General features: G+C 39.7%; 18 protein-coding genes. 9 read left to right on the forward strand and 9 right to left on the reverse strand.

Going from position 1 to position 16,632, the window contains the following annotated elements; all coding sequences use genetic code 11:
• Nucleotides 1-49: 49 nt before the first annotated feature.
• Complete coding sequence (locus WAE64_RS00630) at nucleotides 50-892, reverse strand: fumarylacetoacetate hydrolase family protein (protein WP_340233289.1); 843 nt, start codon at nucleotides 890-892, stop codon at nucleotides 50-52.
• A gap of 323 nt (nucleotides 893-1,215) precedes the next feature.
• On the opposite strand from WAE64_RS00630, the gene WAE64_RS00635 reads away from it, so the two are divergent.
• The 5 genes from WAE64_RS00635 to hisF all read left to right on the forward strand — a co-directional run bounded on the left by WAE64_RS00635 (nucleotide 1,216) and on the right by hisF (nucleotide 4,554).
• Nucleotides 1,216-1,683 carry a hypothetical protein gene (locus tag WAE64_RS00635; protein ID WP_340233291.1) on the forward strand — a complete coding sequence of 156 codons (468 nt, stop codon included), beginning with the start codon at nucleotides 1,216-1,218 and terminating at the stop codon, nucleotides 1,681-1,683.
• A gap of 226 nt (nucleotides 1,684-1,909) precedes the next feature.
• Nucleotides 1,910-2,497 carry an imidazole glycerol phosphate synthase subunit HisH gene (hisH, locus tag WAE64_RS00640; protein WP_340233293.1) on the forward strand — a complete coding sequence of 196 codons (588 nt, stop codon included), beginning with the start codon at nucleotides 1,910-1,912 and terminating at the stop codon, nucleotides 2,495-2,497.
• Between the two features lie 38 nt (nucleotides 2,498-2,535).
• Entirely contained in the window at nucleotides 2,536-3,258 is a 723-nt protein-coding gene (gene hisA / locus WAE64_RS00645; RefSeq protein ID WP_340233295.1) for a 1-(5-phosphoribosyl)-5-[(5-phosphoribosylamino)methylideneamino]imidazole-4-carboxamide isomerase, read from the forward strand.
• Entirely contained in the window at nucleotides 3,255-3,707 is a 453-nt protein-coding gene (locus WAE64_RS00650) for a GNAT family N-acetyltransferase (RefSeq protein WP_340233297.1), read from the forward strand. Before hisA ends, WAE64_RS00650 begins: the two co-directional genes overlap by 4 nt.
• Nucleotides 3,708-3,783: 76 nt before the next feature.
• Entirely contained in the window at nucleotides 3,784-4,554 is a 771-nt protein-coding gene (hisF, locus tag WAE64_RS00655) for an imidazole glycerol phosphate synthase subunit HisF (RefSeq protein WP_340233300.1), read from the forward strand.
• 6 nt (nucleotides 4,555-4,560) lie between these two features.
• Here the strand turns inward: hisF and WAE64_RS00660 are convergent, their stop codons facing one another.
• The 3 genes from WAE64_RS00660 to WAE64_RS00670 all read right to left on the reverse strand — a co-directional run bounded on the left by WAE64_RS00660 (nucleotide 4,561) and on the right by WAE64_RS00670 (nucleotide 8,094).
• On the reverse strand, nucleotides 4,561-5,802 hold the full coding sequence (locus WAE64_RS00660) for a PQQ-dependent sugar dehydrogenase (RefSeq protein WP_340233302.1): 1,242 nt from the start codon (nucleotides 5,800-5,802) through the stop codon (nucleotides 4,561-4,563).
• 139 nt (nucleotides 5,803-5,941) lie between these two features.
• Nucleotides 5,942-7,096 carry a hypothetical protein gene (locus WAE64_RS00665; RefSeq protein WP_340233304.1) on the reverse strand — a complete coding sequence of 385 codons (1,155 nt, stop codon included), beginning with the start codon at nucleotides 7,094-7,096 and terminating at the stop codon, nucleotides 5,942-5,944.
• Nucleotides 7,093-8,094 (reverse strand): NADP-dependent oxidoreductase, encoded by a 1,002-nt coding sequence (locus WAE64_RS00670; RefSeq protein WP_340233306.1) that lies wholly within the window; start codon nucleotides 8,092-8,094, stop codon nucleotides 7,093-7,095. The genes WAE64_RS00665 and WAE64_RS00670 overlap by 4 nt, the downstream gene beginning before the upstream one ends.
• Nucleotides 8,095-8,320: 226 nt before the next feature.
• Between WAE64_RS00670 and rpmG the strand changes: the two genes are divergently transcribed.
• The 4 genes from rpmG (at nucleotide 8,321) to ftsY (ending at nucleotide 10,360) form a co-directional block, all read left to right on the forward strand.
• Complete coding sequence (gene rpmG, locus WAE64_RS00675) at nucleotides 8,321-8,503, forward strand: 50S ribosomal protein L33 (RefSeq protein WP_116983688.1); 183 nt, start codon at nucleotides 8,321-8,323, stop codon at nucleotides 8,501-8,503.
• A gap of 80 nt (nucleotides 8,504-8,583) precedes the next feature.
• The gene (locus tag WAE64_RS00680) at nucleotides 8,584-8,739 is read left to right on the forward strand and encodes a DUF4295 domain-containing protein (protein WP_015029008.1); all 156 of its coding nucleotides are present in this window, start codon (nucleotides 8,584-8,586) and stop codon (nucleotides 8,737-8,739) included.
• Nucleotides 8,740-8,879: 140 nt separating this feature from the next.
• Nucleotides 8,880-9,299 (forward strand): acyl-CoA thioesterase, encoded by a 420-nt coding sequence (locus tag WAE64_RS00685; RefSeq protein ID WP_340233312.1) that lies wholly within the window; start codon nucleotides 8,880-8,882, stop codon nucleotides 9,297-9,299.
• Between the two features lie 104 nt (nucleotides 9,300-9,403).
• Nucleotides 9,404-10,360: a signal recognition particle-docking protein FtsY gene (ftsY, locus tag WAE64_RS00690; protein WP_340233314.1), complete on the forward strand. Its 957-nt coding sequence runs from the start codon at nucleotides 9,404-9,406 to the stop codon at nucleotides 10,358-10,360.
• 98 nt (nucleotides 10,361-10,458) lie between these two features.
• On the opposite strand, the gene WAE64_RS00695 is transcribed toward ftsY, so the two are convergent.
• The 5 genes from WAE64_RS00695 to WAE64_RS00715 form a co-directional block, all read right to left on the reverse strand.
• Nucleotides 10,459-11,349 carry a hydroxypyruvate isomerase family protein gene (locus WAE64_RS00695; protein WP_340233318.1) on the reverse strand — a complete coding sequence of 297 codons (891 nt, stop codon included), beginning with the start codon at nucleotides 11,347-11,349 and terminating at the stop codon, nucleotides 10,459-10,461.
• Between the two features lie 41 nt (nucleotides 11,350-11,390).
• The gene (locus WAE64_RS00700; RefSeq protein ID WP_340233321.1) at nucleotides 11,391-12,308 is read right to left on the reverse strand and encodes a ThuA domain-containing protein; all 918 of its coding nucleotides are present in this window, start codon (nucleotides 12,306-12,308) and stop codon (nucleotides 11,391-11,393) included.
• Nucleotides 12,309-12,367: 59 nt separating this feature from the next.
• On the reverse strand, nucleotides 12,368-15,031 hold the full coding sequence (locus tag WAE64_RS00705; RefSeq protein ID WP_340233323.1) for a c-type cytochrome: 2,664 nt from the start codon (nucleotides 15,029-15,031) through the stop codon (nucleotides 12,368-12,370).
• A 100-nt stretch (nucleotides 15,032-15,131) separates the two neighbouring features.
• Nucleotides 15,132-16,100 carry a 2-hydroxyacid dehydrogenase gene (locus tag WAE64_RS00710; protein WP_340233324.1) on the reverse strand — a complete coding sequence of 323 codons (969 nt, stop codon included), beginning with the start codon at nucleotides 16,098-16,100 and terminating at the stop codon, nucleotides 15,132-15,134.
• Entirely contained in the window at nucleotides 16,097-16,588 is a 492-nt protein-coding gene (locus WAE64_RS00715; protein WP_340233326.1) for a VOC family protein, read from the reverse strand. The genes WAE64_RS00710 and WAE64_RS00715 overlap by 4 nt, the downstream gene beginning before the upstream one ends.
• Between the last annotated feature and the right edge of the window lie 44 nt (nucleotides 16,589-16,632).

Raw genomic sequence — 16,632 nt, forward strand, 5'->3', positions numbered from 1 at the left:
CTCATTTATACACCTGTATATATTGTTATCTGCTTTAGTGGTTAATTATTTATTTTGTTTCTACTGTATTTACTAAAGTGCCGATGCCTTCAATCGTGATTCGGATTTCATCGCCTACTTCTAGGGTAAAATCTTCGGGTGGTACTATTCCTGTGCCTGTCATAAGAAAACAACCGTGAGGAAAAGAAGTTTCACGAAACAGATATTCAACCAATTCGGTATGCTTGCGTTTCATACGATTGATAGAAACCGAATCTGTAAAATAAGGAATATCAAAACGAAGAATTTCGAGTTTGATAAGTGTTTCAGACAGAATAGGTTCGTCAAGTATAGTAATACAAGGACCAATGGCTGTGCTTTTGTCGTACGATTTCGCCTGAGGTAAATATAAAGGATTTTCGCCTTCTATATCTCTTGAACTCATATCGTTACCGATAGTATAGCCGGCAATTTGTCCTTTCGAATTTATAAAGAGTGTTAGCTCAGGCTCGGGCACATTCCAGCTTGAATCTCTGCGAATACGCACTTTCTGACCTGACCCAACTACACGATGCGGTGTAGATTTAAAGAAAAGCTCGGGGCGGTTGGCATCATAAACCCGGTCATAAAAATTATCACCTCCAGCTTTTTTCGATTCTTCCATACGAGCATCTCTGCTTCGTAAATAAGTTACGCCCGATGCCCATACTTCTTGCGATTGTATTGGTGCCTGAAGACTGTTATCAATCAATGATTTATATTCGGGTACAGGTGAGAGCAACTGAATCTCTCGCTGCAATTCAAAAAATAAGTCTTCACGGTTAATGAACAAGTCCCAATCCTGGTGGCGAGAAAGGAAGTACTGGTTTTGGTATTCGATAACGAATCCTTGCAAAGTTTTGTAGGCTTTCATTGAACGGCGCAATATTTTTTCAATATTAATTAAAAAGACTTATATACGTATGATAGCAGTCTATATTTATGTGGCTTTTTTATTAAAATATCAAACGCTAAAAGAGCCAATAATTTGTTCATATTCAATTAAAAAAACATTAATCTGTTTACAGATTGCAGACTAACTACTTTTAACTTCTAGTTACTTTTATTTGTTGCAAATTTTATTAAAAAGTATCAATTATACAATGAAGCCATTTTTTATTACATATTACTTCAAAATGTAGTTTAAGTACTACAAATATTTGTCTTAACTTAGCGGCAGGAAATTTATTTAGATTTATGCCCAAAAAACTACTTTTCGTCTTTTGTTTTTTTGTAATAACAAGCACTTGTTTCTCACAGGCTTTAACATATTATCCGTTCAACTCTATTGTTTCAATTGCCAGTAACCCAAACAAACCCGTTTGGCTGGATTTGAGATTTCAGATGAACTCTTATTTTTCTTCGTTAAGCACCGAAATTGCCCCTATGGTAAATCTTACCAAAGGCGAAAAAGCCAAGCTATATATGGGAGTAGGTATAAAAGCTAATTTTCTGAATTATCTGAACACCGACCCACAAAAACAAAACCCACTAGAAGGTTATGCTTTCAATTTAGGCGTAAGGGTTTCTCCGTTCGAGAAAGCGCCGCAGTTTCAGGGTGTTTTTGAATTATCTCCTTATGCCAACAGGCAGTTTGATTTAGGGATTTTTAGAGCCAATCTGGGTATTGCCTATGTTTTTGGCAAGAAGAGGAAAGTAGAATAATCTTCGCCCTTTCGTGTTTATAGTATCTTGATATTGTTATTTTCTCTTACTGCAAATCTAAGTTATGAAGCTGACCGATAAAGCTACTTTTGGGCAAACTGCTTTCATTATTAAACATAAAGAAGAAATAATAGAACTTTTTATATAGACGCATATTATTTTGCGCATATAAACATAGATTTGTACTAACAACACCATAATAATTCATCTTCAATTTTTTTCAGCTTTGAAAGTCATCATTATTAAATATAACGCAGGCAACGTGCAGTCGGTGATGTATGCCTTAGAACGTATCGGTGTGGCGTATGAATTGTCGGACGATGCTGATACTATTCGCTCGGCTGAAAGAATTATTTTTCCGGGTGTAGGCGAAGCAAGTACTGCTATGAAAAGCCTGCGTGAGAGTGGTTTAGACAAATTGATTCCTACCCTGACACAGCCCTTTCTGGGTACTTGTGTAGGTATGCAATTGCTTTGTAAGTCGTCAGAAGAAAACAATACCGATTGTTTAGGTGTGTTTGATATACCTATTCTCAAATTCCCACAGATTAAAGGCTTTAAAGTACCCCAAACAGGCTGGAACGATATTTATGGCTATGCCTCTGAACTAACCAACGATTTAGCCGAACATTCGTATGTTTACTATAATCATGGTTACTATGCGCCATTATCTGACTACACAGTAGCAAAAACAACCTATATGCTCGAATACTCGGCTATGTTGCAGAAAGATAATTTCTTTGCTGCTCAGTTCCACTCCGAAATCAGCGGCGATGTAGGCCAGAAGATTTTTGAGAATTTTTTGAAATTGTAACCTTTTTACATTCTCTATTACCGGAATACGACAAACCTATGTTTCAAATAATACCAGCCATCGACATCATAGACGGCAAATGTGTTCGCCTGACACAAGGCGATTATTCTCAGAAAAAAACCTATAATGAAAATCCGCTCGAAGTAGCCAAAATGTTTGAGGGAGCCGGAATAAAACGCCTGCATCTGGTTGATTTAGACGGAGCCAAGCAAAAGAAAATCATTAATGCCAAAGTATTGGAAACCATTGCTTCAAAAACCAATCTACATATTGATTTTGGCGGTGGGGTGCAGTCTGATATTGATATAAAACTGGCTTTTGATTGTGGAGCAAAGCAAGTAACAGGCGGAAGTATTGCCGTTAAAAATCCTGAGCTGTTTGAATCGTGGATAAAATCTTATGGCAGCGAGGCTATTATTCTGGGAGCAGATGCACGTCAGGAAAAAATTGCCGTAAGTGGCTGGGAAGAAGAAACCAGTGTATGGGTTTATGATTTTGTGGGCGAGTGGATTCAGAAAGGAATTCAGTACACCATTAGCACCGATGTAGCTAAAGATGGTCTATTACAAGGCCCATCGGTAGATTTATACAAAAAAATGCAGGAGCAATTCCCTGATTTAAAAGTGATTGCTAGTGGTGGCGTAAGCTCTATGCAAGACCTTGAAGAATTAGCCGAACTAAACATTTTCGGCGTAATTGTAGGTAAAGCCATTTACGAAAACCGTATTTCATTAAAGGACATTGAACGTAGATTTTTATGAACCACGAATTCAGAAAAGAGGGATACTTAATTAGTACCAACAAAGAACTCTTACAGTTTGATGTGATTCATGGCTTTCTGTCAACCAGCTATTGGTCGCCTGAGATTCCGATGGATATTGTAAAAAGAGCCGCTGAAAATTCAATTGCATTTGGTATCTATAAAGAATCTGGTGAGCAGGTTGGCTATGCCCGTGTGGTTTCTGATTGTGCCACCTTTGCATATCTGGCTGATGTATTTGTGTTAGACACAGAGCGAGGTAAAGGCTTATCGAAATGGTTAATGACCTGCATTATGTCTTTACCCGAACTACAAAACCTAAGACGCTGGTCTCTGGCTACTCTTGATGCGCATGGCTTATATGCGCAATTTGGCTTCACTCCTTTAGATAAACCAGAGGTAGCCATGCAAATTGCCCGACCTGATATTTATAAAGAAATGAAAAATTGAGTGATTTAGTGAATGAGTGATTGCTATTTGATAATCACTCATTCACTAAATCACTCAATCACTAAATAGTTGAAATATGCTTACAAAGAGAATTATTCCTTGTTTAGATATAAAAGACGGCCGCACAGTGAAGGGCACTAACTTTGTTAACCTTCGTGATGCCGGCGACCCTGTTGAACTAGCTGCGACTTACGCACAGGAAGGAGCCGACGAACTCGTGTTTTTGGATATTACGGCTACTGTTGAAGAGCGTAAAACGCTACTTGATTTGGTTCGTCGGGTTGCGCATACCATCAACATTCCTTTTTGTGTGGGTGGGGGCATAGGTTCAATAGCTGATGTATCTAAGTTATTGAATGCCGGAGCCGATAAGGTTTCTATCAATTCATCGGCTGTTCGTAATCCTGATGTAATTAATGAATTAGCCTTGGAGTTTGGTTCTCAATGTATTGTTGTGGCCATTGATACAAGACACATTACACTCGAAAATGGCTCTCAAGCGCACATAGTACACACACACGGTGGCCGAAAACCAACTGAGTTGAAAACAATTGAATGGGCAAAAGAAGTAGAAAACCGAGGTGCAGGCGAAATCTTATTGACTTCGATGGATACTGATGGCACTAAAGCCGGATTTGCTTTGGAACTCACTGCTCATATTTCTGACAATGCCAATATACCTATCATTGCCTCAGGCGGAGCCGGAACAATGGAGCATTTCTACGATGTATTCACTACCGGACAAGCCGATGCAGGCTTAGCTGCCAGTATCTTCCACTTTAAAGAAATAGGTATTCCAGAGCTTAAGTATTACCTAAAAGGCAAGGGTATTTCAATGCGTATTTAGTAGCCGCTACTTTGGCACTACAAATCGTTTGATTTGCCCACTGTAATGGTCAAGAATATATATTTCTTCGTTGGCATCAACCCCAAAAGAAGAAACAGAACCGCCATCAGTGCTTAATAGTTCACTGCCTGTTTTTGTAGTGCCATCAAACGATAAAGCCCAGATGCTACCCTTGGCATAGTCTGCAAAAAGATATTTGCCTTGTAGCGCCGGATTCCGTTTACCACGATACACATAACCACCTGTTACCGACACGCCATCGTTACGTGGGTATTGATGAATTGGGTCGATGAGTGTTTTTGTTGGGTCGCAATCATTTCTTGGGTTATAGCAACGGCTTGCTTCTTTCAGTCGCCAGCCATAATTGCCACCTTTTGTAATAATATCTATTTCTTCAAATTCATTCTGACCTACATCACCTGCCCATAGCTGCCCTGTTTTTGAATCAAAACTAAAACGCCAGGGGTTTCGTAGCCCATAGGCATAAATCTCCTCCCGAAAGCCTTCGGTATTGCCTACATAAGGATTATCAGTTGGAATGCCATAATTGCCCTTATCGGTCTTGTTTACATCTATTCTCAGGATTTTCCCTAGTAATGAAGTTCTGTTTTGCGCATAATTATGTTGGTCACCCCAAGCACCACCATCACCTACGGCAATATACAAATAACCATCAGGCCCGAAAGCCACTTTACCGCCATTGTGGTTATCGTAAGGCTGCGAAAAGCGCATCAATATCGTTTCTGAACTTGGCGATACTTTTGCATCTTTATACGAACTGGCTTTGAAACGAGCAATAATTGTTTCTAAAGGGTTTCTTTTGTTATAATTCAAATAGAAATAGCCATTTTCTTTAAAATTTGGGTCAAAGGCAATTCCTAAAAGTCCCATTTCTCCACCATCATCTACCTTATCCCTTATATCCAGATATGTGCTTGCTTCTTTAGTAGCAGCATTATTATCAAATACTTTAATCACTCCGGGTTGCTCTAATACAAAAATTCTGTTTGTGCCATCGCCTGCATGCACAAACTCAACAGGGCTATTAAACTTGAGATTCGGGAAAGCATTTTCAAGCTGATATGCCGCTGGTTTTGTTTTGAAACCTTGCAAAAGTCTGTTACCATTCAGATAGTTCACCAGCAAGACTATTAATCCAACAGCCACAATGGTAATGGTTAGCAGAAAAAACAACAATCTGTTTTTATAGCGATTCAACGATGAATGAGCAGGTAAACGAAGATACATAACCTTAGAAAGTTTAAATGCACGAAATCCATAAAGTTTCAGTTCATCAATACTTTAGGTTTTCTGTTGCTATACTAGCATTTTGAGCAGATATTTACAAGTACAGCTATGCGAAAGGAGAATAAAGCATGATAATATGTTAATTTTTGCTACGTTCTATCAGATTTTCGAGCAATAAAATCCATTCATGTGCCTCACATTTCCAATCCATCTGCGTGATTTTCATGGGGGCAAAAAACTGCAAAATCTGGTGCTCGTATGAGCTTAATAAGGGGCCTAAGAAATAGCAGAAGTCAGGGTCAGGTATGCTAAAATCCGTTACGTTATTATTTTGTTGCATACTATCAATTGTATCTCTATATGTGGCAGCGTTTTGTTTGCTCAATTTCAGTATGGCTGTTTCAAGTATTACCCTATTCATGGCTACTTGTTCTATTTCTAGCAATAACAAAGCCTTTTTTATTAAATCCTGCCTGCAATCTTCTAAAGGCTCAATGGTAAAGTCGCCTAACAGGCGTGCAAAATGATAAATGATAAGCGGAGGCGTAGCATAGTTATGCGCAACTCTGAACGGGTGGCTTACAAACTCATTTCTGGTAAAAATTCCTTTTAAATAAGTATAAGTAGCCATATCATGTTCATTGTGCGGTAGCTGGTGTAACTCAAACAGATACATCAGGTTGCATAATGCACAGGCATCGAATTCTATGGCCATATTTTTGCCAAACCATGTTGAGTAAATTTTTAGCCCTTTGTAATGTTTGAAAGTATTTTGTACCCGTCTTATATCTTTTGGCCCTTCTGATAAGTTGGCATGCAATTGCACTTTATCTTTCAACCACAAAACCTCTTCTTTGCTCGCCTGCAAGGTCATGTAAACTAAGGCAGTATCATCAATATCATCGGGAATCCTGAAATGTTCTAAATGGCGGAAGATATAACCATTGGGGAAATGATTAGAAGCCAACCCATTCTTGGGTGTTTGCCAGAAGTTATAGGTCTTTAAACCATCTTTATTCTGAAATGCAGGGTAATTCTTAATGGCTTTCGCACTAATATCATCAATTATATCTTGCGAAGAATCGGGTAGATAAGGTTTGAGTTGATTTAAAACGAAAACAATAGAAGCGGTATAGAAAATATTAGTGTCGGGGCGTTTATATAGCAGATATTTGTTTTGCCGATAAGACGGGAAAATACCCTCTGGAAAATGCGTATCGCCCCGTGATTGTAACGAGGCGATTTTATTAATAATTGACTGAATGTGTTCTGTATCTGAATTTATACTTATCATGCCACTTTCAAAACCAATTTACCTGTGTTTTCGCCTTTAAAGAGCTTCATTAAAGTATCCTGAAAAGCCCTGATGCCGCCTTCAGCAATATCTACATTAGAGTTGAGCTTGCCTTGTGCTACCCAGCCTGCCATTTCCTTGATGGCTTTTCCATAATTAGCGGCGTTATCAAAAACCACAATACCCTCCATACGCGCACGATTAACTAATAAGGACATATAATTGCTTGGTCCTACGGGCTTCTGAATCGCATTGTATTGCGAAATAGCTCCACAGATTACAATTCTTGCTTTCAGGTTTATTAATGTCAGCACTGTATCCAGTATTTCGCCACCTACGTTATCAAAATACACATCAACACCATTTACACAAACTTCTTTCAGTTGATTTCTTAAATTTCCGGCTTTGTAATCAACACAAGCATCAAAGCCCAGTTCTTCTACTACATATTTGCACTTTTCTTCTCCACCTGCTATACCGACTACTGTACAGCCCTTAATTTTGGCAATCTGCCCTACTACACTTCCTACTGCACCCGCAGCGCCTGATACCACCACGGTTTCGCCCGGTTTTGGTTGGCCAGTATCCAGAAGGCCAAAATAGGCTGTAAGCCCCGACATACCCAAAGTACCCAAGTACGAAGGCAGTGGAATAAACTCAGGGTCTACTTTTACTAAATCTTTGCCCTCTAGCGCTACATATTCTTGTACGCCTGTGCCACCTGTTACAAAATCACCGGCTTTAAAACCAGGGTGTTTTGAATCTACCACTACGCCCGCACCTAATGCCCGCATTACTTCTCCGATTTTTACAGGGCGAATATAAGATTTCCCCTCGTTCATCCACCCACGCATGGCAGGGTCAATCGAAAGATATTGCACCTGTACCAATACTTGATTTTCCTGAATTTCGGGAACATCTGTTTCTTCAATCTCCCAACATTCGGGCGTTGGATTACCAATCGGGCGAGCCAATAAGTTAATGCGTGTGTTTTTCATAATATTTCAGATTGTTTTTGTCTCTACAAGTCAAAACTATGATATTAAAACGAATTTATTGCATTTCTTTTAAAATAGTGGGCATAGGTGTCTATAAAATTACTTTAATAAGCACAAAGTCTAATATTTTATCAAAAAACTTTCGAAAGAGATTTGGTTAGTAATCAAGAGTTTAGTATCTTTGCAGCCCGAATTAGATTAGCAAAGATATTAAATACATAAAACAATGGCGAAGAAAGGCAATCGTGTACAAGTTATCCTAGAGTGCACTGAGCAAAAAACAAGCGGTGTAGCAGGTATGTCTCGCTACGTTACGACTAAAAACCGTAAAAACACTACAGGTCGTATGGAGTTAAAAAAATATAACCCATTCCTGAAGAAACATACAACTCACAAAGAAATTAAATAATTTTTGATTGTAGGGGTTCATAGATTTTATCAGAATCCTGTAAAATCAACTGACTCAATACATCATAAAACGATACTAAAATGGCAAAGAAAGTAGTCGCTACGCTTCGTGATAAAACCGCAGGAAAAAACTTCGCAAAAGTTATCAAAGCTGTGAAGTCTCCTAAAACAGGTGCATATACTTTCAAGGAAGAAATGGTTCCTATGGAAGAATTGCAAAATGCGTTGAAAGCATAATTCCGATAAAATATTGGTATAAGCCTTCTTGATAAACAAGAGGGCTTTTTGTTTTACATATAGTTTTCGGCATTTCTATTGATTAGGCAGCTATTTTTCTTCATTTTTGAGATTATCTTCTTACCCAATCTTTTATACTCTTGGAAACCCAAAGCAGCAATTATCATTTACATCCTATTAAAGTTGTTGAGGCCGATATCGATGACCTGAACCACGTTAATAACATTGTTTACCTGCGCTATGTGCAAGAGGCAGCAGGTAGCCATTGGCATACGCTTGTGCCCGAAAAGCTAAGCGCACAGGTTATATGGGTAGTACGCCGCCATGAAATTGACTACCTGAAACCAGCTTTTCTGGGAGACGAACTAACAGTAAAAACATGGGTCGATAATTTTACAGGCGTTACCAGCGACCGCCATTGTGAGATTCTAAGAGGTAATGAAGTATTGGCTCGCTCACGTACACTCTGGGTTTCGTTAGATGCCAGCACCAAACGGCCAAAACGTATTGGTGAAGAGATTGCAAGCCTGTTTTTTGGCAATAAAGATGAAGAAATGTAAGAGTATCTTGAAAATTAAACTGAAAGTATAATAAAATTGTTATAGTTTTGTCTTGAATCACACAAGCTTAGCAATTATTCATTTTACACTATTATTATTATTAGATGGGCTTATTTGACTTCTTTTCGAAAGAAAAAAAAGAAACGCTTGACAAAGGATTAGAAAAATCAAAAACAAATATTTTTGATAAACTCTCGCGCGCCATCATCGGAAAATCGAAGGTTGATGATGAAATATTAGATGAATTAGAGGAAATTCTGATTAGCTCTGATGTAGGCGTAGAAACAACTGTAAAGATAATCAGACGTATTGAAGCCCGGGTAGAGCGTGATAAATATACAAATGTTGATGAATTAGATAGAATCTTACGTGAAGAAACGGCAGCATTGCTGGCCGAAAACAACTCACAAGATGTAAAAGATAGTTTTGAAACCGATAATTTACCCAAACCATACGTATTGATGGTAGTAGGCGTGAATGGCGTTGGAAAAACAACTACTATTGGCAAACTAGCACATCAGTTTCAGAAAAGAGGCAAAAAAGTAGTGCTAGGGGCAGCAGATACATTCAGGGCGGCAGCGGTTGACCAATTAAAATTGTGGGGGCAACGTGTAGGCGTGCCTGTAATTGAACATGGTATGAATACCGACCCATCGTCGGTAGCTTTTGATGCCGTGAAGAAGGGAATGGAAATGAATGCCGACATTATTATTATTGATACAGCCGGACGTTTGCACACCAAGGTAAATTTGATGAATGAGTTGGGGAAAATTAAACGTGTTGTTCAGAAGTTTTTACCTGACGCACCTCACGAGGTGATGATGGTATTAGACGGAAGTACAGGACAAAATGCAGTAATACAAGCCCGTGAATTTACTAAAGTAACAGAAATAGACTCGCTAACTATTACAAAACTCGATGGAACAGCCAAAGGCGGTGTAGTAATTGGTATCTCTGACGAATTTAAAATTCCGGTAAAATATATTGGTGTAGGCGAACAAATGGACGACCTACAGGTATTCAACAAAATGGAATTTGTAGATTCGTTATTTAAGAAATAAACACCACAGGGCTTTCGACAGCAAAAAAGTTCCACGACCACTATAAACAACAAAAGCCGCTCTTGAAGCGGCTTTTGTTATAATATAAGCTCTTATTATTAAGCTACATCACATATTTTAACACTTTGTTTCAAAGATGCTATCTGGTCGGCACGTTTCGGTACAAACTCTTGACCAACAAAGCCTTTATAACCCGTTTCTACAATGGCTTTCATAATAGCCGGATAGTTCAACTCTTGTGAATCATCAATCTCGGCACGGCCTGGTACGCCACCGGTATGGTAATGTGCAAAGTATGGGTGGTATTTTTTGATAGTTGCTATTACGTCACCTTCCATAATTTGCATGTGGTAGATGTCATACAATAACTTGAATTTATCTGAACCTACTTTATCACAAAGGTCTACACCCCATTTGGTGTGGTCGCACATATAGTCTTTATGATTCACTTTGCTGTTTAGTAGCTCCATTACCATCGTAACACCATGTTTTTCGGCTGATGGCATTAGTTTTTTCAAAGCTACTGCGCAATTCTCTAAGCCCTGCTCGTCTGACATTCCTTTTCTATTTCCTGAGAAACAAATAACTTTATCATAGCCAAAAGCTTTTAGTTTCGGGAATATTCCTTCAAAGCTAGCGATTAGCTCATTGTGCAATGCAGGGTCGTTGAAGCCTTTTTCGATACCTAAACCAGCACCCCAAGGCAAAGCACAAGTAAGACCATATTTCTTGATAGTTGGCCATTCTTCCGGGCCTTGCAATTCTACCGATTTCATACCCATAGCGGCCGCCTCTTTACAAAGGTCGTCTAACGGTATTTTGCTATAACACCAACGAGCTACCGAGTGATTGATTTTACCGTTAAGGTCGCTACCCAATACTTTTTCGTTTGCCGCAAAAGCTTCTGTAAGTGTCATTGGGGCCGATAATATTGCCGCACTGCCTAAAATGTTTTTTATGGCCGAACGACGAGACGAGTTAGATTCCATTGTTTATCTATGTTAAATTTGAATAGTAGTTCTGTTAAATATTAATCTCTAATACTTACACTTTCAGCCGTCGGGAAATCTTTCGGAACTGCCTGTGTTACTTTGCCTGTAGCTGCCCATTCGGTACCTCTCTGCAAGGTAGTAATAAAACCCTTACATTTCTGAGAATAGTTACCATGCCCAAGCGTAGTATGAAAAACCTTGCCTTTGCCATAAGTGATAGTCATTAGCATTGGCTCTATTCTGCCTGAGCCTCTTTTCTCTTTTGGGCTATAAGCAGTAGCCAAAACCTCCATATTTACAGCAGGCCCTCTCAGTCTGTCGTAAAGCTCGTCTTTTTCATGCAACCAAGCCTCAGGCAAGCCTTTCGTAATCGGGTGTTTGGTGTTGTGTACTTTAACCACAAACTGATGTTCTGCCCCATGACTACCACCATTACCTGCACTGTTATCATGCACGAAATTATGCTTTTCTTCGTCATAATACACATACGGGCCCGACTTCTCGGTGCGGTCGCCCCAGCCTCCCAAGCCAATCATTTTGTTGTAGGCATCCCATTCCGGAAAAGCGTTATCAGCAGCATGCACAACCACAAAACCACCGCCATTGCTTACAAATTTCTCGAAAGCATCTTTGGTAGCTTTCGACCATGAATCTCCGTTATAATTAGATAAAACTACCTGATATGCCGAAAAATCAGGTTTAAACGTTTCCATGTCTCCACCTGCGGGCGGTGTAGTGGCTACATCTACTTTAAAAAGCCCTGTTTCTTCCAGATATCCTTTCATCATCTGTGTAGTCTGAGGCCAGTTTTTGTGGTTATTCTGTCCATCAATTATCAAAACATTCATTGGCTTCTTTGCTTTCTTCTGTGCAAAGGCCTGGCCCAGAAATGCAATTGAAAACACCGCTAGAAGAATAACGAACTTACTAACAAAGTTTAGTTTTTTATTTATCATATTCAGATGTTTAAGAGGTAAGAAATGGCAACAGACGTATCTGTTGCCTATTGATTTTATTATTTACCGTCTTTACGGGCAAACATCTCATGGTTCTCGTTGCCGCCCGATTTCAGGTATGCTATCAGGTCTCTTAGTTCTTCTTCATTCAAGCTATTGATAAGCCCGGGCAACATTACCGATACAGAAGAATATTTACTCGAAGCTACATCTTTTTTCGCTATTTTCATCAATACATCAGGCGCATACGGATTCTGCGATACATAGTAAGCATTGTTATCTTCATTTGCCAGTCGTCCAACAACAGAATCACCGTTTTTCAGGATAAACTGCGTAGCAGCATATTGGTCAGAAACAGCCTTGCTAGGGTCAATGATAGCCTCAAGAATATCTTTGGTAGAGAAACGAGTACCTAATTGTGTTAAATCAGGCCCTACATTGCTGCCCTCGCCTCGTATGCTATGACAACGGCTACACGTAATAGCATTGTACATATCTTTGCCTTGTTGGAAGTTTCGGTTGGTTAATCCTTTTTCTACTACTTCTACTGCATTATCAAGTTTCCAATTTTTGCCAGGGCCTTTCGGATAATTCTGTATCACAAGGTCATTACCTGATTTTGACATCATGTCAGCACCAGATAGTTTTTCGTAATACGAAACTTTATCTTTTGGTACATGTGCCAATGCCAGTTTTCTGGCTCTGTCGATAAAGCCGATATAGCTATTACCACCACGGAAGTTTAGCGCATTGCGGAACCATTTAAAGTATTTGTCACGCAATTGAGGAGTCCATCCGGTTTTAGCCGAACTTAAAACAGTAGCAAAGTAAATTTGCTGTGCAGGTGGTACTTTTTCTAACATTTTTGCAATATCAAGCCCATAAGCTGGGTTTCGCATAATTAAATCGGCAGAAGAAGTAGCTGTTTCTCCGCCCGCTATTGCGCCCGGAACTTCTTTTTTGTCTAATAGAGCCACTGTTTTTGGCACAATACCCGGAGCCTCTAAGAATACCAGAATTCTGCTTAGCAATTTATTGATTTCGTCGTCAGACGAAGGGAATAATGGATTAAGATAGGCTATTACCTTAGGTTTTATAGTAGTACCCGGTTGTCCCATTCTGAAAAACACCAACTCAAAGGCACGTAGTATATCTATTTTCTGCGATACACTTAAGGTAGAGTAATTTATACCTAACAACGACGCCAAAATATTATCTTTTTGCTCGGGTTTTCCTTGGCGAGCCAAAGCAATCATTGCATTGATAACTGTAATAGGCTCTTTTTCTGCCAGTGCTTTTGCTTGCCATTCAGCTACTGGCTGGTGCTCTACTGCCAATCTAGCTGCATAACGCACAAGCCTATCGGCATGTTTTAAATTTGGCCATGCTTTATCTATTGCCATAGCATCAGGGGCACCATGAAATGCCTCTAACTCTCTTCTCAGGGCATTTTCTTTAGGCAAAGCTGTTGCTACTGATACGTTAGTGTTTTCAGGCCCGTTATAATATACACGGTAAAGGTCTGACTCTAATCTACGCCCACCTGTCAGGAAGTAAAGCGCTCCGTCAGGGCCGATGGCTCCATCAGTTAATGGCAAAGGCATACCAGATAAAAACTCTTCTCTCTCTGCCGTATAAGTCGAACCGCTTGGTTTTAAATGCAGTGCATGCACAATTCCGAAACTCCAATCGAACGCCAATAAGGAATTTTTATACTTTGCCGGAAACTTGGCATCTTTTGTATAAATTAAGTTAGTTGGTGAGCCTTGCCCGATATTAACAATTGGCGGAAGATTATCAGGCAATGTAGCCGACCATTTCCCAGAGCCTGTTCTCCAGCCAAACTCGCTGCCACTCGTAGAATGAGAAATACGTGTTGGGCGATACCAAGGCATACCGAAGTCCCACTCCATATCGGCATCATATACAAACAAATCGCCTACATCATTAAAAGCCATATCGTAAGCATTTCGGTATCCGGCACTTATCATTTCCCAGTGTTTGCCTTCAGGGTCAACATTGGCTATCCAGCCACCTGGCTCTTTACGGTCATTGGCGTGCCCTCTCGGATCTTTTATTAAAGGAAATAATTGGTCATACTGCCAGTTTGAAGGTAACCTGTAAGCATCCATTTCTGGTGCATCGGTGTGGTTACCCGAAATTACATACAAAGATTTCTTGTCAAATGATAAAATTACACTATGTGGGCCATGTTCGCCATCGCCGTGTAATTCTTTCATTAAAGTAACTTTATCAAACTGGTCATCTCCGTTAGTATCTTGTAGGCGATACAAACCACTTTTTCTAGGGAATTTCTGGCTGCTATGGTTATTCATCATTACATAGAGGCTATTGAAAGCATACAATAAGCCTTGTGCATTACCTAAAGCCACTGTATCGCCCTGAACAAGTAGTTTTTCAACTTTTGGTTCAGTTCCCTGCCCAATTGCTGGAATTGTAAGACGATACAAAATACCATATTGGTCAGAAGCAATCATACGGCCTTTATCGTCAAAAGCCATTGAAACCCACGAACCCATATTATTTTCGGACGGGCTGAAAAGATGCTCAGCCTTAAAGCCGGGCTGCAACTTTAATTTAGCTATTTTAGGGTTTTCTTCCGCAGTAGCCGGATTATCTTTCAGGCTTGTGTAGGATGCTACAAACAGAAATACCCCTGTGACAACAACAAGGAGTTTCAGCGTGTTTGGTTGAGCGTTCATAGTTTATTTTTTAGGATTGAATGCGGTTATAATTTGCCTTTTTTATCTAACTATCAAGATCAAAAGGGGCTTTAAAAATTATGAGGCTGAATTTCTTTTACTAAATACTCAAGTCTCGTCTATTAAACACACTTTCGGGTTGGGGTGCATTGCCTGATAGAATAGCCAACACGTTTTTCACTGTTGAGACACACATATTTTTATAGGTAGTAGCTGTAAGGCTGCCTACATGTGCCGTGATAATGGTTTTAGGGTGGCTCAATAATGGTTCGTCTTGTGCCGGTGGTTCTACTACCAACACATCGGCGCCAAAACCACCAATAACATTGTTATTCAGAGCTTCTATCAAGGCTTTCTGGTCTACTAAAGCACCTCTTGCCGTGTTAACCAATATTGCCGAGGGCTTCATCAGGCTTAGTTCTTTTTCACCAATCAGGTTTTTGGTGTCTTCAAATAGTGGCAGATGCAGGGTAATAATATCAGACACTTTCAGTAATTCTTCTAAAGGCAAAGCCTGATACTCAGATTGTACCGGAAATTTATCCCAATAAACCACATTCATGCTGAAAGCATCGCCTAATTTAGCTACTCTTTTGCCAATATTACCCATGCCTAAAACACCAAGTGTTTTACCATGTAGCTCGTCTCCAACAAATTGGTTTCGCCACTCCCAGTTACCAGCTTTTACTTGCCTTGCCGACTCATACAAATTGCGTTGAAGCATCAGCATCAAAGTAATGGCGTGCTCAGCAATGGTACTAGAGTTTGAACCAGGGGCGTTTACAACCATTATTTTACGGGCGCTGGCTTCTTTTACATCTACGTTATCAAGCCCTACGCCACAGCGTGCAATTACCTGCAAATCGGGGCAAGCATCCATTAATTGGGCATTGCCTTGTCCTTTTCCTCTTGTAATTACGCCATGAATGGTATTCTCCTGAAGAATATCAGTCAGGGGTTTGTCGCCATAAGCCGTAAAAATTTCTATCTCACCTGCCGAAGCAGCATTATTCAATAAGTCCATTGCCTCGTCGGCAACTGTTTCTAGTAACAATACGTTTTTTTTCATACTCTATCGTGATATAAAGTAGCGTCGGCTGATTTATATCCTCTGAAATCGTTACGGCCTGAAACATAAATACCTGCTTTGAAAAGCTCGTCTTCAAATATCTTAGGGTCAATTTCGCTACCCGGTGCTGATGATATTTCAACTAAATTGCCCGATGGGTCGCGTACGAACATCTGCATAGCACCATCAGGTAATTGGCGTACTTTACCCCAAGGCAAAATATCAATTACACCCAATTCTTTCATACGGCTGAAAACCGTATTGAAATCATCAACCTGCACACACATATGTCCTCTAAACGAATAGGTATCTTCCCACTCGGTCAGGTGTAGTTGTTGTTCTTCGTTAAACTTGAAAAATGCTGTTGGGTAATCGAACAAAAAAGCCGGAAGTGGCTCTAAGCCCAACTCTTTTTCATAAAATTCGCAAGCTGCTTCAAGGTTGCTCACTACTAATGCTACGTGGTTTATTTTTACTGCTTTTGCCATAGCTTTAAAGAGGTTATTGCTTTAGCCGCTATTAGTTTTGAATA

The sequence above is a fragment of the Emticicia soli genome, assembly GCF_037860775.1.
Classification (GTDB): Bacteria; Bacteroidota; Bacteroidia; order Cytophagales; family Spirosomataceae; genus Emticicia; species Emticicia soli.

Bases quoted from the DNA above. Each gene is read 5' to 3' on its own strand.
- WAE64_RS00630 (WP_340233289.1), bottom strand. From the start codon at position 892: ATGAAAGCCTACAAAACTTTGCAAGGATTCGTTATCGAATACCAAAAC.
- WAE64_RS00635 (WP_340233291.1), top strand. From the start codon at position 1,216: ATGCCCAAAAAACTACTTTTCGTCTTTTGTTTTTTTGTAATAACAAGC.
- hisA (WP_340233295.1), top strand. From the start codon at position 2,536: ATGTTTCAAATAATACCAGCCATCGACATCATAGACGGCAAATGTGTT.
- WAE64_RS00650 (WP_340233297.1), top strand. From the start codon at position 3,255: ATGAACCACGAATTCAGAAAAGAGGGATACTTAATTAGTACCAACAAA.
- hisF (WP_340233300.1), top strand. From the start codon at position 3,784: ATGCTTACAAAGAGAATTATTCCTTGTTTAGATATAAAAGACGGCCGC.
- WAE64_RS00660 (WP_340233302.1), bottom strand. From the start codon at position 5,802: ATGTATCTTCGTTTACCTGCTCATTCATCGTTGAATCGCTATAAAAAC.
- WAE64_RS00665 (WP_340233304.1), bottom strand. From the start codon at position 7,096: ATGATAAGTATAAATTCAGATACAGAACACATTCAGTCAATTATTAAT.
- WAE64_RS00670 (WP_340233306.1), bottom strand. From the start codon at position 8,094: ATGAAAAACACACGCATTAACTTATTGGCTCGCCCGATTGGTAATCCA.
- rpmG (WP_116983688.1), top strand. From the start codon at position 8,321: ATGGCGAAGAAAGGCAATCGTGTACAAGTTATCCTAGAGTGCACTGAG.
- WAE64_RS00680 (WP_015029008.1), top strand. From the start codon at position 8,584: ATGGCAAAGAAAGTAGTCGCTACGCTTCGTGATAAAACCGCAGGAAAA.
- ftsY (WP_340233314.1), top strand. From the start codon at position 9,404: ATGGGCTTATTTGACTTCTTTTCGAAAGAAAAAAAAGAAACGCTTGAC.
- WAE64_RS00695 (WP_340233318.1), bottom strand. From the start codon at position 11,349: ATGGAATCTAACTCGTCTCGTCGTTCGGCCATAAAAAACATTTTAGGC.
- WAE64_RS00700 (WP_340233321.1), bottom strand. From the start codon at position 12,308: ATGATAAATAAAAAACTAAACTTTGTTAGTAAGTTCGTTATTCTTCTA.
- WAE64_RS00705 (WP_340233323.1), bottom strand. From the start codon at position 15,031: ATGAACGCTCAACCAAACACGCTGAAACTCCTTGTTGTTGTCACAGGG.
- WAE64_RS00710 (WP_340233324.1), bottom strand. From the start codon at position 16,100: ATGAAAAAAAACGTATTGTTACTAGAAACAGTTGCCGACGAGGCAATG.
- WAE64_RS00715 (WP_340233326.1), bottom strand. From the start codon at position 16,588: ATGGCAAAAGCAGTAAAAATAAACCACGTAGCATTAGTAGTGAGCAAC.